Origin of the sequence: Sphingobacterium sp. xlx-96 (assembly GCF_011007365.1) — a bacterium.
In the GTDB taxonomy this organism is placed as follows: Bacteria; Bacteroidota; Bacteroidia; order Sphingobacteriales; family Sphingobacteriaceae; genus Sphingobacterium; species Sphingobacterium luzhongxinii.
Genome location: NZ_WFKM01000012.1, coordinates 113,771 through 134,150 on the forward strand (window position 1 = coordinate 113,771; position 20,380 = coordinate 134,150).

At 37.6% G+C, this 20,380-nt stretch carries 17 protein-coding genes; 9 read left to right on the forward strand and 8 right to left on the reverse strand.

Features of this window, described 5'->3' with window-relative positions; all coding sequences use genetic code 11:
• Positions 1 to 7 precede the first annotated feature (7 nt).
• From G7B20_RS15650 to G7B20_RS15660, 3 genes are all read right to left on the reverse strand, one after another.
• On the reverse strand, positions 8 to 1,390 hold the full coding sequence (locus tag G7B20_RS15650) for a RagB/SusD family nutrient uptake outer membrane protein (protein WP_164112360.1): 1,383 nt from the start codon (positions 1,388 to 1,390) through the stop codon (positions 8 to 10).
• Positions 1,391 to 1,632: 242 nt separating this feature from the next.
• Positions 1,633 to 4,842 carry a SusC/RagA family TonB-linked outer membrane protein gene (locus G7B20_RS15655; RefSeq protein ID WP_164112361.1) on the reverse strand — a complete coding sequence of 1,070 codons (3,210 nt, stop codon included), beginning with the start codon at positions 4,840 to 4,842 and terminating at the stop codon, positions 1,633 to 1,635.
• Positions 4,842 to 5,342, reverse strand: coding sequence for a hypothetical protein (locus tag G7B20_RS15660; RefSeq protein ID WP_164112362.1), 501 nt, complete (start codon positions 5,340 to 5,342; stop codon positions 4,842 to 4,844). Before G7B20_RS15660 ends, G7B20_RS15655 begins: the two co-directional genes overlap by 1 nt.
• Positions 5,343 to 6,197: 855 nt before the next feature.
• Here G7B20_RS15660 and G7B20_RS15665 point away from each other — a divergent pair.
• From G7B20_RS15665 to G7B20_RS15690, 6 genes are all read left to right on the forward strand, one after another.
• Positions 6,198 to 6,875 carry a hypothetical protein gene (locus G7B20_RS15665; RefSeq protein ID WP_164112363.1) on the forward strand — a complete coding sequence of 226 codons (678 nt, stop codon included), beginning with the start codon at positions 6,198 to 6,200 and terminating at the stop codon, positions 6,873 to 6,875.
• Positions 6,859 to 7,566, forward strand: coding sequence for an HNH endonuclease (locus tag G7B20_RS15670; RefSeq protein ID WP_164112364.1), 708 nt, complete (start codon positions 6,859 to 6,861; stop codon positions 7,564 to 7,566). The genes G7B20_RS15665 and G7B20_RS15670 overlap by 17 nt, the downstream gene beginning before the upstream one ends.
• A 149-nt stretch (positions 7,567 to 7,715) precedes the next feature.
• The gene (locus tag G7B20_RS15675) at positions 7,716 to 7,958 is read left to right on the forward strand and encodes a hypothetical protein (protein WP_164112365.1); all 243 of its coding nucleotides are present in this window, start codon (positions 7,716 to 7,718) and stop codon (positions 7,956 to 7,958) included.
• A gap of 1 nt (position 7,959) precedes the next feature.
• A complete protein-coding gene (locus G7B20_RS15680) occupies positions 7,960 to 8,271 on the forward strand; it encodes a hypothetical protein (RefSeq protein WP_205600246.1) in 312 nt (103 codons plus the stop codon).
• A gap of 21 nt (positions 8,272 to 8,292) precedes the next feature.
• Positions 8,293 to 8,865, forward strand: a complete 573-nt coding sequence (locus G7B20_RS15685) for a hypothetical protein (RefSeq protein WP_164112366.1) — start codon at positions 8,293 to 8,295, stop codon at positions 8,863 to 8,865.
• A 6-nt stretch (positions 8,866 to 8,871) separates the two neighbouring features.
• Positions 8,872 to 9,936 carry a DUF262 domain-containing protein gene (locus G7B20_RS15690; protein WP_164112367.1) on the forward strand — a complete coding sequence of 355 codons (1,065 nt, stop codon included), beginning with the start codon at positions 8,872 to 8,874 and terminating at the stop codon, positions 9,934 to 9,936.
• A gap of 104 nt (positions 9,937 to 10,040) precedes the next feature.
• Here the strand turns inward: G7B20_RS15690 and G7B20_RS15695 are convergent, their stop codons facing one another.
• Both G7B20_RS15695 and G7B20_RS15700 read right to left on the reverse strand, forming a co-directional pair.
• Positions 10,041 to 11,495, reverse strand: coding sequence for a 5-methylcytosine restriction system specificity protein McrC (locus G7B20_RS15695; RefSeq protein WP_164112368.1), 1,455 nt, complete (start codon positions 11,493 to 11,495; stop codon positions 10,041 to 10,043).
• A gap of 7 nt (positions 11,496 to 11,502) precedes the next feature.
• On the reverse strand, positions 11,503 to 13,665 hold the full coding sequence (locus tag G7B20_RS15700) for an AAA family ATPase (RefSeq protein WP_205600247.1): 2,163 nt from the start codon (positions 13,663 to 13,665) through the stop codon (positions 11,503 to 11,505).
• A 799-nt stretch (positions 13,666 to 14,464) separates the two neighbouring features.
• Here G7B20_RS15700 and G7B20_RS15705 point away from each other — a divergent pair.
• Entirely contained in the window at positions 14,465 to 15,295 is an 831-nt protein-coding gene (locus G7B20_RS15705; RefSeq protein WP_205600248.1) for a PmeII family type II restriction endonuclease, read from the forward strand.
• 22 nt (positions 15,296 to 15,317) lie between these two features.
• Here the strand turns inward: G7B20_RS15705 and G7B20_RS15710 are convergent, their stop codons facing one another.
• Positions 15,318 to 16,763, reverse strand: coding sequence for a DNA cytosine methyltransferase (locus G7B20_RS15710; RefSeq protein WP_240466026.1), 1,446 nt, complete (start codon positions 16,761 to 16,763; stop codon positions 15,318 to 15,320).
• Between the two features lie 266 nt (positions 16,764 to 17,029).
• On the opposite strand from G7B20_RS15710, the gene G7B20_RS15715 reads away from it, so the two are divergent.
• The gene (locus G7B20_RS15715; protein WP_164112369.1) at positions 17,030 to 17,509 is read left to right on the forward strand and encodes a very short patch repair endonuclease; all 480 of its coding nucleotides are present in this window, start codon (positions 17,030 to 17,032) and stop codon (positions 17,507 to 17,509) included.
• Between the two features lie 52 nt (positions 17,510 to 17,561).
• Here G7B20_RS15715 and G7B20_RS15720 read toward each other — a convergent pair whose 3' ends face one another.
• Entirely contained in the window at positions 17,562 to 18,752 is a 1,191-nt protein-coding gene (locus tag G7B20_RS15720; RefSeq protein WP_164112370.1) for a hypothetical protein, read from the reverse strand.
• Positions 18,753 to 18,829: 77 nt separating this feature from the next.
• A complete protein-coding gene (locus tag G7B20_RS15725; RefSeq protein WP_164112371.1) occupies positions 18,830 to 19,363 on the reverse strand; it encodes a YqiA/YcfP family alpha/beta fold hydrolase in 534 nt (177 codons plus the stop codon).
• Positions 19,364 to 19,661: 298 nt separating this feature from the next.
• Between G7B20_RS15725 and G7B20_RS15730 the strand changes: the two genes are divergently transcribed.
• A complete protein-coding gene (locus tag G7B20_RS15730; RefSeq protein WP_164112372.1) occupies positions 19,662 to 20,267 on the forward strand; it encodes a hypothetical protein in 606 nt (201 codons plus the stop codon).
• The last annotated feature ends 113 nt before the right edge of the window (positions 20,268 to 20,380 follow it).

Consider the following 20,380-nt stretch of genomic DNA (forward strand, 5'->3'; position numbering starts at 1 on the left):
TAATGTCTTATCTAATATTTTGTTGCATTCCTGATTTAATTATTACTTCTTCTGGTATCACGAAATTATATCTAGGATCATTTGGCGGAAGATAATATGTTTCTAGGTTACCGTTAATCCTCATTTTTCTTTCCAATGTCTTAGCAAATTCAGTTTCCCTATTCAATCGCTTCAGATCAGACCAACGAACACCGCGAAACAGCAGCTCCTTTCGTCTCTCCCTCAATACAAGACGTAGGCAATCCTCTGGCGACATGGAATCATATGGAATATAACTATCCTTCTTATACCTGCTTTCTAATAACTTATTTAGGATAGACAAAGATGACGTAACGTTATCCATCCGAGCATAACATTCAGACTGAATCAGAAATAACTCGCTCGTAGTAATACCTAAAAAAAATGAATTGTTATTCAGCCCAGTATATGCTCCTTTGAAGCCATAGGTACCATTCCCGTTGTCGACAAAATAGACAGATTTACGTAGATCATTTGAGGCATAACTATCGTATAAGGTTGAGTCTACAAGTCCAACTGTCCTCTTTAAAAGGTCTGTACTAAAACTGTAGGCATAGTATATCGTTTCTTTGTTAAACCTGTCAATCGGAATCGAAGCATTAACATTCAGGCCATTATAATCTATGAGAGCATCGTTTCCCCTAAGCGCCTCCGTGGCGTATATCAGAGACTGTTCATAGTCCCCCATGACTAAATAAACTTTCGCTAACGCCCCCTGAGCTGCCAATTTAGTGGGTCTTGTTGGCACTTCACTTTTCTCTGGCAGCAAAGCTATAGCCATCTTCATGTCTTCAATTATCTGCTGATAAGTCTCAGCGACGGTCGATCTTCGCGACTTCTCGTTAAAGTCGGGAGTAGTTCGTAGAGGCAATCCTAACCCACTATTCGTCGCACCTACTATAAATTGGTCACAATAGGCCTGAGCTAATTGGTAAAATACATATGCCCGATAAAACAATGCGGCTCCTTTTATCTCGTCTTTACGTCTAAGCTCGGAGGTCTGTACATTATCTATTTCATCCAGTACCGTATTTGCAATCAACAGATTCCGATAGGAAAACATCCAGGCTCCATTGATATCAGTACCCTCATGCATGGGATAAGGCTTCCATAGATAAACATCTCTGCTATAATTACTCAAATTGTTAAATGAAGCCTCTGCTACATAAAAATCATCGGTAGACATTTCCAATACGGATGGGTAATACCCATAGTTGATATATATAGCGGCATCCAATAATGCTTGCAGATCCGTCAATGTCTCTGGTATAACGATTTTCTGATCCTGCTTTTCGTTAAGGAATTTTTCACAACCTAGGATAATAAAGGTCATAATTACAAAAACACCTATTTTTAAATTCTTATTTTTCATATGTAAATAATTTGACTTTTAATGGTCATATGGAATATCCAAAGTATTTTCATCTGTGTTTGTGCAGTTCTGCTACATGGATATTTCATATGTGTTTAATTATTTATGCGTGTTTGTTTTCATCGGTATAAATGAGCTCGTTTCACTCGGTTTGTTTTTTAATGGCTATATGGAATACTCAGGGGTGTTTGTGCTTCGCTAAACATGCGTATTTCATATGTAAATAATCTGTTTTAAAACTTTTAAAAATCTGCTCTTACTCCTACAGAAAAGGTTCTAGATCTTGGTAAATTATTATAATCCGGATCTATCCCTACCTTATTGGCTGTCCAGATTAGACCAAGATTGTTGACCGCAAAAAATCCATTAAACTTCATTTTTCCCATCGGCGTAACCCAATTATACCCGATACGCAAATCCTGTAGTCTTATCAGATCAGCACGCAAGACATTTTCAGAAGAATAGCCGTAAAATGAATCGCTCCTACCATCGGCTGGAAATACCATAGAAGGCACGGAGGTAGTCAACTCATCGCCAGGTTTCTGCCATCGCTTATCAAAGTCACCATGAGACGCCCAGTTAGCATAGAGCGTACTGTAGCTAATGGTCTGCTTTCTGAAATAGGCGCCGAATTTAAACGCAATACTAAATGAGAGATCTATCCCCTTCCAATTAAAACTATTGCGCAAAAAACCATAATAAGGTGGTAAAGCCGATCCATGATAAACAAGATTCTGAATGGAATCACGTAAGATAGACGCATAATCTTTCGATTCGACTCCATTAAGGAAACCTATCGGAGATCCATCTGATGGATCCAGACCTTTAAATTTGTATGAATACATGGCGTAGAAAGTATTGTCTTTAATCGGACTAAGATTTCTCCCAGATCCACTCACTATACTTGTCGTAGCCATCTCTGCTCCGAAGTATTTTGTCACGACATCTTTAACATGTGACAGCCCTATACTGGCATTCCATCTTATCGCTTTATTACTTATTGCAGCATTAAGCTGTACGTCAAATCCATTACCCTTTATTTCAGCTACATTACTGGTAACAGTAGAAAACCCCGTCGTGGGGTCTATCGGATCCAAAGAAATAAGATCCATTGACTTTTTGTGAAATACCTCCACTGTACCCGATATCCTTCTATTTAAAAGACTAAAATCGACGCCATAGTTTATCATCTGCACGACCTCCCACTTTAGGTAAGGGTTTGGAGGAGCTAATAACCAAGCGTAAGACAAATTAGTGTAAGCAGCTGGTGAACCGTTATATATGATCAAGGGCTTTACATTTCCGCCCCCCGAATTACCCGTATACCCCAATGTACCCTTGAGCTTCAAATGATTTATCCAACCCATATTTTTCACAAACTTTTCATTACTTACGATATATCCTACACCTGCTGACCACAGTGGATTCCAACGGGTGTTAGTTTTTGTCCCAAAAGAATTGGAAGCATCTTTACGGGCTGAAACTGAAAAAATATACTTAGTATCATAGGTATAAGCACCATTCATATAGAAAGATACAAATCGCGCTATTGCTCCATCAAAATCCTGCGCATTGGGAATTCTTCTGGCAGATGATAATCCATCGTATATCGGATAGCTATTTTGAAAATCAACAAAAGAAGAGGTCAGAACTTGAGGATTATAACCATACACCTGTGTACTATTTGACTTTATGTACTTATCTGAAAGCTCAGCTCCCGCAAAAGCAGTAACCATATTCTTTGTACCTAATACTCGATCAAAACTCAGTTGTCCTCTTATCCGCTGGCTGACCATACTGTTATTAGATGAAATCAACGAAGCGCCAAGCGGCACTATATGCTTGACAGTATTATTAGAGACCTGCGTAAATCTATTAATCGTATTGCGCATATAATAAGAGTCTTCATCATATAAAGTCCCTCCTGCTCCGAGTTGATTTTCAAGATTATACTGTACCGAAATCTTAAAAAGATCAAACAAACTATAATCTACATCCATTCCTAGCGCCAAATGCTTCGTATTCTGAAACCTAGTTTCATCATAGAGGTCGTCCACAGGTCTATATTCCCAGTCCAGCAATTGTCCATTTCCTGTATTGCGTATATAGTCCTGATTGTACGTATTTGGGATAGCCAAGTTGTTGCCAAACTCATCAACCAGCTTGGCATAAGGGTATAGGTTTGTTTTTCCTCCGCCTGGATTGATCGGAAAAAGGTTTCCACCACCACTGCTTGTATTTCTGTTTGTCATTGCTACCGATGTGCGCAGCTCCAGATTGTCCAATAAGCGATAAGAATTTGACAAGCGTAGATTCAAGCGATCATTTGAGGAGCGTATCAGTGTATTTTGATTTCTGTCGTACCCTAGTGAAACGATGTAACCAAGCTTACCTGTAGAGCCACTCCAGTCCAATCCGTATCGTTGATTCAACCCCGTTCTGTATATATGTTCCATCATATCATCCCGATAGTCCATATTGCGTAATGCATCAATTTTAGTTTCCGCTTCTTGCCGATTGATCAAACCTTTGTCAGCTTGATCCAATAAACTCACAACGGGTGATATGACATAAAACTTTTTATTGGCTCCATTTAATTGCGTACTGTAGAACCCCTTATCAAATAACATTCGCTCTACATTAATGAAATCACTGGTAGACATCTTCGAGTAGTAATATAAGTCAGGCTTCTCTAAAACACTCGCATTTGTATTAAACGACAATCTCATTTTATCATTTAACAGCGGTTTCTTTAAAGTGATGACGATTACTCCATTTGCAGCCCGCGCACCCCATATAGAGGCTGCCGCAGCATCCTTTAATAGGGTGACAGACTCTACATTATCCGGATTGATATTATCGATCTCTCCTTCATATGGAAAATTATCGACAATAATTAAAGGGCCTAATGCATTATCTCTTAGTGTATTTATACCACGGATATTCACAACCGGTCTTCCAGTTCTATTATCAAACTGCAACCCTGGAGCAATACCGTCCAAACGTTCCATCACACTGGACCCGACCCGTCTATTAAATAGTTCGCTATTAATCTGTACAAAGCTCCCCGTAGCTCTTTCTTTAGGTATCTTCTGGTATCCGGTAGATACGACTTCCACTTCTTCGATCTGTTTTTCATTGGGCTGTAGTCGTATACTCAATAGTGTAGCTGTATTCGCATAGGCAACCCGTTGCTCCTTATATCCGATATGCTTTATAGTTAGTATTCCTGTAGGCTTATCTACGCTTATGCTAAACCTCCCCTCCTTATCCGTCCGTGCATGCTTCTTATCTACTGTGACCGAAGCCCCTTCGATAGCCTTACCATCTTGAAGAGATGATACCACACCTCTAAGTGTAGTCTGAGTTAGGCCTTTGGCCTCCTGCCCAAAGGCAGGAGAAACCAAAGTGCCACTAAACAACACACAGAATATTATATATATACTTCTCATTATATCCCCCTCCCTTGTATACCTACTAATCGGGTCAATAACCCTCGCCTCACTCCTTCTTTTGTACTACGCAGTTCTTCCTCGACATAGCAGAATCCTAAAATGTCATAGTCATAGTTCATATAGTAGATAGTATACTGCGCTATGATGAAGTACTCAAAATCTTCAAGGAAAGCTTCGATCTGATCAGACTCAACTGTAATGCCTCTAGCAGCCAGTATCAAGTCGAATAGATTAAAAGTCTCTTTGTTCCAGTTGTATTTATTCCAGAATGCTTCGATAACTCTGCTCGGACAATAAGCATCAAAGTCGATATGATCTATCTTCCTTGCTATCGATGATAATATCTGAGAGTACGCTTCGTCTCTTGTACGTTGGGGTTCATTGGTCGCATTGTCTTTAATGCGTTGGGCATCTTGCCCCATCTTAAGGTTATTGGTTGCTGTTGTATGCTGCTTCAAAATAGGCAGTCCTCTTCCAGCCTTTAAAAGAATGTTCATTTTTTTAAGGGATTGTGCAATGATTAGTGCATTGCATGTTCAAAAATCAAATTGATTTTTGAATGCCACCGATCGAGATCATAATTGGTTGTTAAGCGTTAGCTACGTGGCATTTCAAAAAGAAAAATACAAGTACCGGCCCATACATATTGTAAAAAACAATATTTATTGCAAAGAAATTTGTACCAATAGAAACTTATCAATATCTTTAAGGTGCTAGATTAAAAACATGATATCAGTCTACTGTACTTTCTTCGTATTGTACTGTAGGCCGGTATCAGAAATGGGCTTTGACGTTTTTTTCAACCGTCATTGCGAGAAGTTTTTTCACGTAGTAAAAACGACGTGGCAATCTCACCCCCATTTCTGTATACCTAGATATCTGCTCTTACTCTGGCGGAGCGATAATGTTTTTTTGAAATAGTGAAAGAGAAAACCGTTGACTTCGATCCTGGATCGGGTCTGAGTGGTTTTGCTTAGTGGTTTGTAATCGTTTCATCATAATCATAATGTTTATAAAACGATGTGGCACCCTAGAAGCTTGAAAATGCTGAATTGGTTAAAACCAATAGAGCGAACTTCAAAGCTTTGAGCGTGGCGCCGCCAAGCAACCTACTTAAGTCGAAACTTAAGCTCCACAAAGGCTTACAAGAAGTTCGCTCTATTGAATTATGTACGAAGATACAAAAACTCAATAGAATACGAACTCCATGTCTACTCATGTGGAATTTTTGGCGGCTTTCGCTCACGAGTGACAATCGTTAGGCTGAGGACGAGCCTCTCCTACCTGTCGTAATAGTATAAACAAAGATACGTAATAAGTATATAAAATTCAAATTTTTCGATTAATTAAAAATGAGCGATAATAAAAAGCCAAATAGTTCTCTTGCAGAATTTGTCCATATCCTTTTAAAGTATATGGAAAAGTTTGGATTGGAAGCTATAGACATAGCATTTCTTGCTTTTACGAATAGGATTAACATCGAAAATCTAATAACTCTCAAAGGTAGTTTAGAATTGGAACGTATGCAAGCAATTGCTCAAGCATTCAATATGCAGCACTATCAATTTTCAAATCCCAAACAAAAAATGCCAGAGTTTGAGACTTTGCCGGAACGGACGAAACGAAGAATAACTTTTAGAAAAGAAAAAGGAACTTATACCCCAGAATCAAAGAATTCCACTACCGTAAATGATAAAATTGCAGTTGCACTCTCCTTCTTAAAAGTTGACGAGAAATTCTTAACAGAAAAAATTGCTAATCAAATTAATATGGTTGATTCCGATACAGTCTTTACTACGACTTTAGTGGGGGATCGGCTCGCAAAATCCTTTTCAAAGTTTGTGGAGAAAACAGAAGAGAAAAATGAAGAAAATAAAAAAGTGGGTGCTAAACCTTTCTTTTACAAAGTGACAAGAGGTATTCCTGGCAAGGAACTAAACAATTCAATTGAAATTCTTGGAAACTATTGGTTTGAGACTTATAAAGAATTCGTAGAAAACCTAAAGAATTCCAATGGAAAAGAAGCGTAATCCAAAATGGCAACGTGATGAGCTTATTCTCGCTTTAGATTTATATTTTCAGTTGGAACCGGGACAGATTCATGCCAGAAATCCGTTAATTATCGATTTATCGGACACCTTAAACAAGTTGCCTATTCATGGTGATAAAGAAGAATATGAGAAATTTAGAAATCCTAACGGTGTTGGTTTAAAACTAAGTAATTTCCTGGCATTAGATGATTCTTACACAGGCAAGGGTATGTCGTCTACCAGCAAATTAGACAAGGAGGTATTTAACGAGTTTAAAGATCAGAAAGATCTATTGAAAAAATTAGCCAATGCCATTAAAGCTGCTGTAGAGTACCCGGAGGTTAAGGTGGAAATACTTAACGCTAGAGAAGATATTGAAGATAGCGATTTTGAGCGACCAGAAGGAACAGTACTATATAAGTACCACCTAGCACGGGAAAGAAATGCTACGCTCGTAAAAAAGAAAAAGCAGCAAGCGCTAAAACTACACGGCAAACTTGAATGTGAACTGTGCTCGTTCGACTTCTTCAAGACTTATGGAGAAATCGGCTATGGTTTCATCGAATGCCACCATCGCACACCACTTTACGAACTAACTGAAAGTACAATAACAAAGCTAGATGATCTAATGCTAGTCTGCGCTAATTGCCATAGGATGTTGCACAGAGGTTTAGAATACGGGAACCCGTAGGGTTAAGTGGAAGAAGTTAAATAGGTTTGATGGGATTAAAATGAATTGGATTAATGTAAGAGAAAAGTCAACATTGCGTTGTTTAAACAGTTATTAGGAATAAACAAAAAAAGAAATAGATACCACCATTTATAAGACAAACTAAAATTATGAATTTACTATTTATCGGCACACAAGAGCTATTAATTTTAGTCCCGTTATTTTACGGAGGCTTAATAGCAACTGTATTCTACGGGTTATACAAAGTGCTTTCTATTTTATTAAACCGCTCTTTGGTAGCAAAACGCGAACACACCGCAGCCCTACTTCAGCAGAGTGAAGCGCTTAAAGAGATTGCTTCAGCAATCCGCGAGTCGAATGATAAAAACGGAACGCCGCCCGAGATTATTTAGTATGAAAAAGCTAGCAATAACCGCATTCTTCTTGTCCTTGATAACGGTCGTGTTCGGACAAGATATAGTTAATAACACCACTAAAACTGTAACACAATCAGGTGTCGGTCTTGGATCTATCATCGCAATCGTCACCTCCTGGGATCGGAACCGATCTATTGGATGGGCAATACTCCACGGGATATTTGGGTGGTTTTATGTAGTGTACTTTGCGTTTACGAGAGAAAACTACGATAGGCAGAACAATGGGCAATACCAGTCGCATTTATTTAAAATTGGTGATGATCAGGATCAAAATGATAAGGATAGGTAATGAGACCATAAAACAAGATATATGAATCATTTAGAATCCATTGATAAAGGGCTAGCCGAAAGAAAATCTCACGTTGAAATCGTTAGAAAAGTTTACTTAACTTATCCGACAAAAGCATTTATTGAAAATGAAGAAAGACAATATGACATTCTAAATGAAATCAGTCTTTTTTTTGATATCCCTATTAATCATATTCAGGTTTGTGGTTCCTCGAAGGTTGGAAGGAGTTTTCATAAAACATCGACATTTAAACCAAAGATTTCCGACTTAGATATTGCTATAATTGACCCTTCACTTTTTACTCAGTATAGCGAAATAGTATTTAAATTATCTGAGGGATTTCAAAACTTAACAAAGTTTTCTAGTTCTAAAGGAAATAGTTTTGCAAATTATTCTTCATATATTTCTAAAGGAATTTTCAGACCAGATTTTATGCCTAGCTGTCAACAAAGAGCCGCTTGGTTTAAATTTTTTTCTGAGCTATCTTTGAAACATAATGATTATTTTAAATCGATTAATGCTGGAATTTATCAATCTCAGACATTTTTTGAATTCAAACAGGTTAAGAATATTAAAGATTATATAAAAATATAGTAAAACATGGTAGATTATAGAGTTAGGTCTGTATCCTTACTAGATTTGGTTAATGATATAAGAAGTGGAAAGTTAATCCCCGATGCATATTTTCAACGAAATTTGGTCTGGAGAGATATACATAATAAGGATTTTATTAAGACAATCTTATTGGGTTACCCATTTCCTCAAATCTTTATTTCAAAAGGCAAAGTTAATGTTACTAATATGACAACAACCTCTTGTATCGTTGATGGGCAACAAAGAACAAATGCCATTACTCAATTTATAGATAATCGCTTTGACGTTGATGGCATATTCTTTGAAAATTTAACCGAGCTAGAGCAAACTGCCTTTCTAAAATATGAAGTTGCTGTCATCGAGTTAGATCTTAATAATGACGATCCAAAAGTTCAAGAAATTTTCCAGCGTATAAACCGAACTTCAAATTCATTAACGGCTATAGAAAAAATTGCATCAGAATATTCAACTTCAGAATATATGTTGGTTGCTAAATTAATTTGTAATCAAATTAATTTAGATGTAGCAGAAGATATAGATAGTTTTAAAGAAGACCCTAATATTCCAAAAGAATTTTACAAATGGGCAAATTCTAAAAAGGTAAAAAAATCTCAAACAGTTTTTACCGATAAAAATATTTTCAGCGTACGAGAGATATCACGAAAAGTCCACTTACAGTATACTTTAAATATTTTAACATCTGTTATAGCTGGACTATTCAATAGAAATGAAAAAGCAAATGATTTTCTAGACGATTACTTCTATGAATTTAAAGATAAAGACGAAATTGTTCAAAAATTCGAGAAGGTTTCTGATCTATATATAAGCTTTAAATTTAGGCCTAAGTCTATCTGGCATACTAAATCAAACTTTTTCTCTCTATTTATTATTCTGTATAATAACTTCGAAGTGATTGCGCACAAACACACAGAGTTTGCTTCCAAATTGGAGAATTTTGAAAATAACATCCCCGAAGATTACAAGCTTGCTGCAACAGAGGCAGTAAACAACAAAAAGGAGCGACAACTAAGAAATGATTATTTACAAAGTCTAGTATCCCAACTTAAATAGCAGTCTCTCTGCAAGTGTGTTAACAATGAAGATTCCAGTTATACTTCGGATGACTGGAACCTTTTTTGTTAAAGTTAGGAATTTCTCAGGAAAAGTCTAAACTTTCAAACTACGTATTTCTCAATGATTTGAACAGAGGGCAATTCCACCCCTACCTTATAAACCTTATAATAAGCCGTAATTTTGTTTTGTTCATTCTTAAAAGTTTCACGGATAGCTGAAAGTGATAACTCATCGACTGAGTCATCAGAATCTTCTAGATTTAATCCATAATCCATATCTGGGTAGATAATCAAGCAATCTATATTCCGATCATTCGAAATACCGAGCTCTGTGCGGACATTACTTAATCTAGCATAGCCAGCTACTTGTCGGATATCCTGATGCACGTGGCTGTGCCTGTAGTGCAACTTGTATTTGGCATCAATGATCATCGAGTTCTCTCCGTCCTTGACCAAAATATCCAGCGCATTGCCATAGGTGGAAAATTGGTATCGGATCTTGTTCCTGTCATAACCATTGACCTCTAAAAGCTTCTGATAGACATAGAGTTCAAACAGGCGGGGCATATCAATCCAAAATGGTGGTGTAAGCACAGAAGTCTCGGTCGCACGGCTGATATTATAACCAAAGCGCTTTAATATATAGCCTCCTATCCTAATGGCTTCTTTGTACTCTTTGAAAAAAGGATTGTACTTGAAATGTTTAAATGTACTTTCTTTGGTTATATCTCCGATATGATCGAAAGCTGGTCGGATGTAATTTCTCATCTGATCAAGCTGAGCTTTATTACCAGCGAATAGATCCTTATGATTGGACATATAAGCTGTAACGAACTGAAATACCTTTTTTAAGAATTGGTTTTCAGCATTATCCTCCCCAAAGACCTGATATTCGCAATAAGTCTTAACCATCCGATTTTTAAACACATTGCGTTTAAGATTGTCTCCAACCAGAATTTTGCCCTTGACTCTGTTGTTAAGATTTTCCCGAACAGTATAGTAAGATTTCTTAAGTCCTTTGCGCACAATGTGCTTCAGTAACTGCAGAAACTGAACTACTAAAAATGGAGTGAGACTATCATCCTGCTGATCGATATGAATCCACGTATCATCCCATTCGATACGAACTAGATCAGTACACTCTTTAGAAACCACGGGATCGGACATTGCTCCTAGCAGCATCTTAAGATAATTGACTTGAAATTGACTCGCCTCTCTAATTGCTTGCTCATCATGGCTATCGCCAGTATCCTTTTCATCTAAGACACTACAGGCTTCACTAAACTGGTTGACGACATATTTATTGATCTTGGGTTGAATATGGATATACTTCTCCCCTGGAATAAGCCAATCGATACCGATATAGTAGTCTGCTGCCAATTCGATCTTATCAAATGATTTGATGAGCTTGTAACAGCTATAGTATTTACCTCGCCTATCCTTGTAAGAACGTACGAGACAGGACGACCACTTGTGGTAATCTATCTCGTCATTCTCATTGTCCCTATTACGTTTGTATAGCGAGTGGCTAACATGTTCGTATAACGAAATCTTCATCTAGGAACTAGTTACTCTCCTTAACTTCGTTAGGCAATGCATTGACGATGGCTCGGGCGGTTTCTTTGAGAACGCCATCACGAATATACTCTAACAGGATCGGTTTGATCTCGTATTCTAACCTCACATCCATACCAGCTCCATCCGTTTCTTTTGACTTGTCTATAAAATAGGAATGACCAAGCCATACATCTTCGGGGCGGAATTCTTCGGACAGATGTGTAGAAGCTTGTAGCTTATCCCGTTCTATAGAGTAATCTATACCAGGGTCGTAATCTTTGACAAATAGCCCTGTGACCTTATTGAAAAGCTCATGATCAAAAGTTACGCCTGTCTCTCCAGTGAGATTTTTGGGCAGTATGTCAACAAAAGCGAAACGCCTGCGTATGGCATAGTCAATATGGCCTACGCTTCTATCTGCTGTATTCATAGTACCGATGATATATAAATTGGGAGGTAAAGAAATCTTATTGGAGCCACCAACTTCATACATTGACTCTACATCTTCTCCTCTATACTCTAGTGCATAGATCAATTCGCCCAGTACAGATGAAAGATTAGCTCGGTTTATCTCGTCAATAACCAATAAATAGTTCTTTCTTGTGGCAACAGGAAGTTTGTCCTCTTTATCAAGATCTAAACTTTCTATCTCCTTGTAAGTGTGAAAATAATACGGAGACTTGGACTTCATCTCCAAATGATCTTCTTGGAGCTTTACATCATTTCCTGTATTATATTCTACACCTAACTCATTCAATTTAATCAAGTCTATAAAAAGAATGTTATGATTGACATTAGGAGTATTGGGAAAAACATACCTGAAACCTACATCCGTAACTTCCATTATTTTAGCAGTAACGTTAGGTATTTTATACTCTCCATTTTCTCCATTAATAGCTTCTGTCACTACTTCTTTAAATCTATCTAGTTTAGTTCTAAAACTGACAGCATCGGCCGCTTTAACAGGGTCATTGTAAAGCCTACTATCTAGGTAATTTTGATTTGCTTGGTTAATGATCTTTCCTAAAATCTTATTGACATTATGAAATTCTACAGACGTCCCTGCCGAACGTGCTTCAATGCCTCTCACAAAATCTTCGTAAGAATAACTTGGATGAAACTGCACTAAGTGAAACTGCTCTGAATGCGCAAGTATATTATCATAAATAAATCTACTGATTAGCAGGCCCCTTTCATCAAAGCTAGTCAAGTCACTCTGTAAAAAGCTTCTGTCGAAGTAATACTTCTTGATTAACTCAATCTGAAGCGTGTGCTCAGCGGTAGAATCATTGATGACAATTGTCTCATCAGTTACTTCGCTAATGATGTAAGACTGTTTATCTCCACCTTTACTGATTTTTATATTTTTATAAATGATCTTTCGGAAGAGATCAACAGTAAGTTCTATACAATCTTTGGCAATTTCTTTTGCCATTCTTGTCTTTCCTGTTCCTGGAGGACCCTGAAGGATAATTTGTTTTTTGTATTGTAAAAGATTAATTTCTGTCTTTAAGCTACTTCCCGCATCTTCGCTCATATCATTGTCTTCTATATGATGATTACCTTTAAAATATTCTAATAATTGCCAAGGGTATGTTATGATGTCTTTGTAATTATATCCACTCTCTTTAATAAAAAATGCCAATACATGATTACTACTTTCAAACCAATTGTATGAAAATGAAATTTGGGACCCGGAAACAAACTTGTTCAAATAAGTGATCAGTTCATTCAGCTTAGCATGATTGACAATGGTACAAAGAATTTTAGGTTGCAAAGAGGCTATTAGTCTGTAGGTACTAGCTCTACGATCAACTCTAGTATAATCTCGTAAAATATCTTTTAATTCATTATAAGTCTCAAATTGTGGAACGTCTTGCGTTAACGCAATTTTTTGAAGAACCGGAGCTATTCTCGTCCAGTTCTCTTTTATAGCTTTCTGTTCTTCTTTTGTAAAATACCCTTGTCTTAAGCTTGATACACATTGATTATTTGATCTCTCAAAAAATTCATAAAATAAGTGTTCATCCCATTCATTCCAATCCCCTCCTTTGCTGGCCTCTATTATAAATTTTGGCACGAAGCTATTGTAATTGCTTCTCCATCCTTCCCAAGGGGCAATTTCATTTAGATAATCTAATAATTGCTTTTTATTCTGCTCAATTTCCACTTCTAAATTCCTTTAAATATATCTGTATTCTTATTTCACAATTTATATCGCTCAACATTCAAAAATCCTGTAACAATATAGCATTAATCAATATTGAATAAAAAAATATTGCACAAAATACAACATAAGTCAACATCAATAATACGGGAACCCGTATGGTATTTTTAAGCCCAAAAACGGCTCTTCATTATTTTTTTTGTATTTGTAGAATTAACGCAACAAATATCCAAAACCGCGTATAATGTAATTGTGTGGGAAGACAAAATTAAGAGCAGAAAGAATATTCCTCAACCATTCATTACATCCGTCTAAATAAATTTCCAAAACTAGGTATAATGTTACTGGGAGACAATAAGACCGAACGAAGAGATTCTTATTGAGCCATTATTTGAACTCGCGGAAGAGAAAAACGAACTCTGATAAGTTAGAGCCTTTTCACCGTCCCATACCCTTGCCGTTAAATAATTTCTTAATGCACTACGTCAAAGCATAGCAATCTATACAGCATAGTATGCTTTGAGGTACTACGATTCAATAACCAAAAAATATCATTTTTTATGAAAAATAATTTAATACTCAGCGAGAGTAAGGTGATCGCACGCCTAATCGTAATGTCCTTCGTGGTTACAAATTGTCATTTGAATATCCTTGAAATAATAACTGATCCCATTTTTGAATATGTTATAAAAATTATAACACAAAATTTCGATTACTGGTGCTCAGTCTACAGCATCTGCACATATTATATTATGCGCTTTGCGAAAGGCTGTCGCTAAATACCGAGGTATAAAGAGCATTTATGAAAGCAATTTTATTGCAGGTAAAGTCAAATTTATGTAGGTTTGATAATATGAACCAGCTAAATATAGAAGACGTAATCCAATATGTAAAAGCCAATATTGGCGATTTTCATGCAAAGCGATTGTCAAAAATAGAAAACATCAAGCTTAAAGATGTTCTAAAAGCCAAAAACCCCTATATGTTTAAAGCTAAAAATGTCATTACGGCATCAGAAATCATTGATGGGATTTTATCTGCTTATATATCGTCTAGTGAGGAGGGGATATTTGGTAACTGGCTTGAACAATTGGCAATCCATATAAATCAATTGGTCTATTGTGGCCGCAAAGCTGGTGTTGAGGGGCTAGACTTAGAGTTTGAAAAAGATGGTAAGCGCTATATGGTCACGATCAAGTCTGGGCCAAACTGGGGCAACGATTCGCAAATAAAAAAAATGATCGACCATTTCAATTCTGCACGGAAACGACTGGCGACCTCTGGCGCGAAGGTAGAAACTGTATTTGTAAATGGCTGTTGCTATGGAAAGAGTCAAACTCGTTCGGAGTTCAAGCAAAAAGGAAACTATTATAAACTTTGTGGTCAACGGTTTTGGGAATTGATATCGGGAGATACCGAGTTGTATAAAAAGATAATCGAACCGCTAGGCCATGAGTCCCAATTGAGAAATGAAGAGTTCAACCTATCATACAGCAATCTTAAAAATAAACTTGAGAAAGAGTTCTTAAATTCTTTTACGGATGATAACGGAGGAATAGATTGGGAAAAATTGGTAGAATTTAACTCGGGGACAATTGTCCCTAGAGAGAAAAAAACAAGAGCAGGTAATTAATTACCTGCTCTTGTTTTTAAGCCTAAATATCAAGCAGCTGTTGTGCCTGTTTCTCATGTAGACGGTGGTACTCTCTGGTCCACTGTATATCAGAAGTCTTATTATATCGTGAATACTTGAAGTCATCAATCAAATCTACGGCTTGGTTATTTAGCGCATTCATTAGACTCAAGCCTACCGCCTTGCCTAAGCTAACAGGTACTGCATTACCTATCTGCTTGTACCTATCCAAAATAGACCCTTCGATGATCCAACTGTCTGGAAATTCTTGTACTCGCTTATATTCTTGTACGGACAACGGGCGATCCAGCTCTGGATGCGCAAGATCAGTCGCCGGCATAGCAGGGTGTGTAACGAGCGTAGGCGCAGGTCTGTCCCAAGATAATCTCCGGAAGAACCCTGTCTTCCCTCCTCCTAGATAATAGGATTTTCCAAGGGCCTGTGGTTGTAGCTCGGCAGGAAGATTACGCCAGTTCTCTCCTGGTTTGAGCATACGATAATATTTAAGTCGTTTCTCAGGGAACTGAATATGATCACACTCCGTAGGCAGATCTTTCACTGCTTTCTTAAAAGTGTTCCATTTTTTGAGCCCATGTTCTCCTTGTGCGTCATGTGTGGGTGTAAGGTGGGGTAGAATATCTCCGCTTCGAGAACATAGGAGCACTACTCTTTCTCGAATCTGAGGAGATCCAAAATTGGCTGAATTGTAGAGGTTGAATGAGACTCCATAACCTGCATTTTCCAGCCGTCTCTTGATGTAGTATAAGGCTGCTCCTGAAGTCTCTCGCATAGTAGGTGTCATCTCGCGAGATATTTCATCATCAACATCAATCGTCATCTTTGTAGACAACAATCCTCGTACATTTTCAATGACTACAAACCGGGGCCGTAATTCCTCTATGACTTCTAGATATTTTAAAAAAACATTACCTCTTTCATCTTGGAAACCATTTCGCTTACCAGCTGTACTAAAAGCCTGACAAGGTGGCCCTCCAGCTATAACGTCAATGTCGGTATCTCTCGTCAATCCTGCATAGGAAAGAATCTCCTCTGCTGTATAATTCCTAATATCACCAATCAGGCCTATATTGGGATTATTTGCAATAATAGTTTTACGTCCAGCTTTATCAATCTCACAAGCTAGTAAGGTCTGGAACCCTGCCTTTTCTAACCCGATATCCAATCCCATAGCACCAGAAAAAAATGAAAGCACGATAGGCTTTCTATTCTTACGTACGATAGAGGATTGTCTATCAAAATCAGAGTTTTCTTTTAGATGACTATTACGATCAAAAGCATCAACAACTGTAGAGCTCACTACCCAGGTCTTACCTACGCGCTGTCCACTAAGTTTCCCTTCTCGAAGGAGCTTACGAATGTATTGGGGTGAAAAATCTAAAACTTTAGATACTTCTTCTACAGATAAAAAAACTTCTTGATTCATTTTCTCTTGCGAAACCAAATTCATATACCCAAATATAAAAAAAAACAATACTAAACAAGAGCTGTTCTAAGACTAGCCTCTTAAAGAATTAAAAATTAGAAATATAACTTACTAACATTATAGTTTAATCCTGAAGGCGACTGAAAGAAACTATAGAAAATAAACCATGTGAATACAATTATATAAAATAAAGGGAATAAAAACTAATATTATTAGTAATAATGTTAGTAGGTAATCAACTTTGAAAAAGGTTTTTTAAGTTGACCTGTAAAAAGCCTTAACTTTGAGTAATGCAAAACTACGATGATGACGACCGGATAGCAGTTCCCCGATTTGAGGAATCCGCTGGCTTCTATACCTCTAAGCAGCGCAGCTATAATATGTCTCGTATAAAAGGCAAGAACTCCAAGCCGGAGATGATCCTCCGAAAAGCGCTATGGTCTAAAAATATCCGATTCCGCCTGCATGACAAGTCCCTGCCCGGTCGTCCCGATATCGTAATCAAAAAATACAAACTGGCAATATTCGTGGATGGAGAGTTCTGGCATGGCTTCGATTGGAAGACCAACCGCGAGCGTATCAAATCCAACCGTCTATTCTGGATACCTAAGATCGAACGCAATATGCAGAAGGATGAACGGGTAAACCGTGCCTTACGGCATATGGACTATACGGTATTCCGATTCTGGTCACAGGATGTACTGAAGAAGCTCCCGATGGTGCTCAACCAGATCGAGCTGTACTTGGAAACGAGAAAGTTGTGGAGGTAGATCTGGGAAATAGTCTGCCATTATCTGTGATATATTTCATAGCTAATAGTCATTATGGATAATAATAATCGGCTTCTGCGGCATAGTATCGATATGTTTCTGTAGTCTTATCCAGATACATGTCGTAGATTCTCTTGAACGTGATGTGGTATTTGCCGTCTGCAGTCTTCGTATATACGTCATATGGCCTGTTGGCACCGTCTCTGTATTCGGCGCTATAGATGGAACCTCCGCCCTTATATACGGTAACACTGAGGATATGACCGGAGTCGTAAAACTCTATGATTAGGGAATTAATCCCATTAGCGTCATACTCTCTATATCTGGCCGTGTATACCTTACCGAACATCCGGACCTTGTCATAGGTTGATTTATTGGGCTTTGGCGTAAATCCTACGGGAAAAAGCTCAAAAGTATGCCCAGTCTTATGTTTGTAGCTTCGAAACTTTGCTTTGATCGCGGAGGTTGAGGGTAATTGCGCAATCTGTGCTTCTCTCTTTTTCTCAAAGTTGAGCTGCTTCTCCTCGGCCAGGCGTTGCTCTTCTGCGATCTGGGCTCTTGCTTCGGCTTCCTTTTTCAATCGCTCGGCTTCCTTGGCTCTATGCTCTGCAATAACTATTTGGCTTTTTTTATAGTCCTCTTCTCTTGCTAATAGTGCCCGCTCTAGCTTTTTCAAGTTATCCCCATCGGTAGGTTTCCAAAAATCGAGAATCGTATAAGCAAACTTCTCGTTTGTTTGGATAGACAAAGGTTCAAAATCGCGAGGATACTTTTGAACCAAGGAGGTATACCGCTTTCTGAAATGACGGAGTATATCCATGCTCGAGTAGTACTGACTGCTACTCCCCTTGTCCCCGTAATATGTCAGATGTGGCACGGGCACATCCAAACTGTCGATCCAGGAGGAATTTTGCAGAGTAAGTAAGGTAGAGTCTAGTGAAGCTTGCAATACCAATAGCCTCCTATCTATAGCCAGTAGATATTTTGCATTGTCATTCTGTACATTGTTATGGATATATTTGAAATACCCTTTATCTCTGAGTTGGGTTAGATTGTCTTGAAGCGAAGCTGTATTCTGTTTTGCCTCGGCGCGAAGTTCCTTTCGCAATGTCTTTTGCTCTTTGGACAACTGCTCCCGGCTATTCACATAATTGTAAATATTGCCAAGACTAAGATCTTGGGCAAAACTGTATTGTCCGATCACGCTTATAAAGATGGTGATCACGATTAAAATAATACGCATTTAAAATGTAATTGAGCTCCCCAAAGGGAGCATGAGATTAGTAATTGTTAAAGAAAATAACGAGGTGGCCGATATGGCTATACAAACACCTCGTTATCGTGAATATAGGCTTTTATAGTAGGTACATAGTCGCCAATGCTGAAGAGTCGATGGCTATCATCGACCTTGAGCTGCACGACACGCTCTCCCAGCCTGACCTTGGTCTGATCGATGACCTCATCGTATAAGCTCTGTAATAGGAAGCAGTGATCTACCTGATCTATGGCCGCCAAGCTATCCCGCAACGTATCGGGGAATGGGTGGTCGGCGATACGATTGGCTATATTCAACAAGGGATTGAGCAAGACAAGTCTTACGCTCACCGAATTGCTGATCAAGAGGTCACGCAACTGACAGGCATAGTTGCCGCCTGTAGAATCTCCTATAATCACCAGCTCTTTGCTCCCGAGATAACGCTTGAAAAGGTTAAAGAGAAAGAGTTTGATATCGGTATCGTTGTTCCACTCGGCACAGGTGCAATGGTGTGTGCTGCGAAATGATTGTTCAATAAGCTTGTACTTGCGGGAGTCTCTGCCTGATCCCAGTCCATGAATGTAAAGTAGTTGTTTCATTATTATTTAATATCTATTTAAAGATATTATACACGGAAATCGTTTTTTGTTGCGTAATTTTTGAAAATAAATGAAATATAATTTATGAGCTGATGTAGAAAGACAATATAGTTAAGGAAGCTAATGGAAACCGTAGAAGTGAACAGGTAATAATATGCAATATATTATGGATATTAGACTCATGAAATCAAACTTTTTATTACCGGATAATATACACGGAAGATCTATATTTAAGAATATAATACCTACCAGCAACAACTATACAGCACTTTTTAGAAAACACTAATTGTTATCAATAATGAAAATTGTTCAACTTCTCTTACTTATTATCCTATGTACTTCATGTGCTGATTATAGAGTTTTTTATGACCCACTGAGTGCAAAAAATAAGAAATCGGAGGATAAAGTGTTGGAGGCGCTTAGAAAGCAACAAAGACAGGATTTTAAAATCATTGGTAAACGTTCAAATAAACTTTTAGAGAATAATGAAGGTTATAAAGACTATGATCCGAATATCCTAAAAACAACGTATAAAGAGATGGTTGCATCTATTTTGATAGCGAATATTCCTGAAAATATAGATGATGAAAAACTAGATCCTAAACAGACTATTTTTGTTCGCTTGTATTTTAGTTCTAAAAATCTTAGACCGGTAGAAGTATATTTCGGAACACATATTATGAACCTTTTTTCTGTTTTCCCGAAGAAGAACATTGAAAACATTGAAAATGAACTAAAAAAAAGAGTTATAGCAGAAAAGAATTATGAAGCATTTGGGGAAAGCGAAGTCGAAAGACAGTTGGCCAGTACAAACTATGTCCAACATATTGCTGCTTTTAGAGCTAAGGAACTAGCTCAAGTAAAACAAGGAAAGCTTGCATTTGATAAAATAACTTATTTATGACTTTTTATCGTTTAAAAAGTGATTCTATCTTCTCTTTAATGTGTTAGTCAAAGCTTTTTTCATTAATACCAAATGAGCTTTTTATTTTTATACATAAAGATTCTGGATAAATT

Bases quoted from the DNA above. Each gene is read 5' to 3' on its own strand.
- G7B20_RS15665 (WP_164112363.1), top strand. From the start codon at position 6,198: ATGAGCGATAATAAAAAGCCAAATAGTTCTCTTGCAGAATTTGTCCAT.
- G7B20_RS15650 (WP_164112360.1), bottom strand. From the start codon at position 1,390: ATGAAAAATAAGAATTTAAAAATAGGTGTTTTTGTAATTATGACCTTT.
- G7B20_RS15730 (WP_164112372.1), top strand. From the start codon at position 19,662: ATGAAAATTGTTCAACTTCTCTTACTTATTATCCTATGTACTTCATGT.
- G7B20_RS15685 (WP_164112366.1), top strand. From the start codon at position 8,293: ATGAATCATTTAGAATCCATTGATAAAGGGCTAGCCGAAAGAAAATCT.
- G7B20_RS15675 (WP_164112365.1), top strand. From the start codon at position 7,716: ATGAATTTACTATTTATCGGCACACAAGAGCTATTAATTTTAGTCCCG.
- G7B20_RS15695 (WP_164112368.1), bottom strand. From the start codon at position 11,495: ATGAAGATTTCGTTATACGAACATGTTAGCCACTCGCTATACAAACGT.
- G7B20_RS15655 (WP_164112361.1), bottom strand. From the start codon at position 4,842: ATGAGAAGTATATATATAATATTCTGTGTGTTGTTTAGTGGCACTTTG.
- G7B20_RS15720 (WP_164112370.1), bottom strand. From the start codon at position 18,752: ATGCGTATTATTTTAATCGTGATCACCATCTTTATAAGCGTGATCGGA.
- G7B20_RS15660 (WP_164112362.1), bottom strand. From the start codon at position 5,342: ATGAACATTCTTTTAAAGGCTGGAAGAGGACTGCCTATTTTGAAGCAG.
- G7B20_RS15710 (WP_240466026.1), bottom strand. From the start codon at position 16,763: ATGAATTTGGTTTCGCAAGAGAAAATGAATCAAGAAGTTTTTTTATCT.
- G7B20_RS15715 (WP_164112369.1), top strand. From the start codon at position 17,030: ATGCAAAACTACGATGATGACGACCGGATAGCAGTTCCCCGATTTGAG.
- G7B20_RS15680 (WP_205600246.1), top strand. From the start codon at position 7,960: ATGAAAAAGCTAGCAATAACCGCATTCTTCTTGTCCTTGATAACGGTC.
- G7B20_RS15725 (WP_164112371.1), bottom strand. From the start codon at position 19,363: ATGAAACAACTACTTTACATTCATGGACTGGGATCAGGCAGAGACTCC.
- G7B20_RS15705 (WP_205600248.1), top strand. From the start codon at position 14,465: ATGAAAGCAATTTTATTGCAGGTAAAGTCAAATTTATGTAGGTTTGAT.
- G7B20_RS15690 (WP_164112367.1), top strand. From the start codon at position 8,872: ATGGTAGATTATAGAGTTAGGTCTGTATCCTTACTAGATTTGGTTAAT.
- G7B20_RS15670 (WP_164112364.1), top strand. From the start codon at position 6,859: ATGGAAAAGAAGCGTAATCCAAAATGGCAACGTGATGAGCTTATTCTC.